Source organism: Stenotrophomonas sp. 05L44_2 (assembly GCF_056665995.1).
The window spans coordinates 1-1,281 of record NZ_JBFTNR010000943.1 but is presented as its reverse complement, the minus strand read 5'-3'; the positions used below and the strand labels follow the sequence as shown (position 1 = coordinate 1,281).

Genomic DNA, 1,281 nt, shown 5'->3' with positions numbered 1-1,281 from the left:
ATGGTGGACAGGAACAGATGGCCACCCGGCTTCAGCAGGCGCTTGCAGGCCTCGATGATCGCGCCCGGATCGGGCACGTGCTCGAGCATTTCCATGCAGGTCACCACATCGAAGCTGCCCGGTTGTTCGGCGGCCAGGTCCTCGGCGGCCTGCACGCGGTAGTCGACGCTGACGCCACTTTCCAGGGCATGCAGGCGCGCAACCTTGACCAGCTCCGGCGCCAGGTCGATGGCGGTCACTTCGGCACCGGCCTGGGCCAGCGCTTCACTCAGCAGCCCGCCACCGCAGCCGATGTCGAGCACGCGTGCGCCACGCAGCGACGCGCGGTCGGCAACGTACTGCAGGCGCACCGGATTCAGTGCGTGCAGCGGCTTCTGCGGGCCGTCGGCGTCCCACCAGCGGTTGGCCAGCGCGGCGAACTTGTCCAGCTCGGCCTGATCGAAATTGGAAGAAGCGTGGGGGGCAGTCATGACGGTTGTCCTTGCGGCGCCTGCACTCAGGCGCGGATATGACGGATGCGCTCGCGCCACTGGCGCGCGTTGGCGATGATGCCCGGCAGGTCCATGCCGACCAGCTCGCGCTGCACCAGCTTGGGCTTGCCGGCGATCCAGACGTCGCTGACCTGCTGGCGGCCGGTGGCGTACACCAGCTGCGACAGCACGTTGTGCAGCGGCTGGGTCTCCAGCGCGGACAGATCAACGCAGACCAGGTCGGCCTGCTTGCCGACCTCGATCGAACCGATGCGCTCGCCGAAGCCCAGGGCGCGGGCGCCGCCGAGGGTGGAGGCGCGCAACGTGGTCGCCGCATCCAGCGCGGTGGCATCGTCGGCCACGGCCTTGGCCAGGATCGCCGCCGTGCGGTTCTCGCTGAACATGTCCAGGTCGTTGTTGCTGGCGCAGCCGTCGGTGCCGATGGCCAGGTTCACGCCGGCGCGCTGCAGGGCGCAGGCCGGGCAGAAACCAGAAGCCAGCTTCAGGTTCGATTCCGGGCAATGCACCACGCTGACGCCGCGCTCGGCGCACAGGTGGATCTCGGCCTCGGTCAGCTGGGTCATGTGCACCGCGATCAGGCGGTCGTTGACCAGACCGAGGCGATCCAGCCGCGCCAGCGGACGCTGGCCGTGCAGCTTGATCGAATCGGTGATTTCCTGCGCGGTTTCATGGGTATGCAGATGCACCTGCATGTCCAGCTGGTCGGACAGCATCCGCACCCGCTCGAAATTGGCATCGTTGACCGTGTACGGCGCATGCGGCGCGAATGCGGTGCCGATCAGCGGGTCGG

2 protein-coding genes are annotated in these 1,281 nt (G+C 68.1%); both read right to left on the bottom strand.

Annotation, left to right across the window (positions count from 1 at the left end; genetic code table 11):
• Window positions 1–470, bottom strand: a 470-nt coding sequence (gene ubiG, locus AC1VAN_RS22170) for a bifunctional 2-polyprenyl-6-hydroxyphenol methylase/3-demethylubiquinol 3-O-methyltransferase UbiG (protein WP_480986786.1), incomplete at its 3' end; no start/stop codon positions are given.
• Window positions 471–496: 26 nt separating this feature from the next.
• On the bottom strand, window positions 497–1,281 hold a 785-nt coding region (locus AC1VAN_RS22165; protein WP_480986785.1), incomplete at its 5' end, for an amidohydrolase family protein.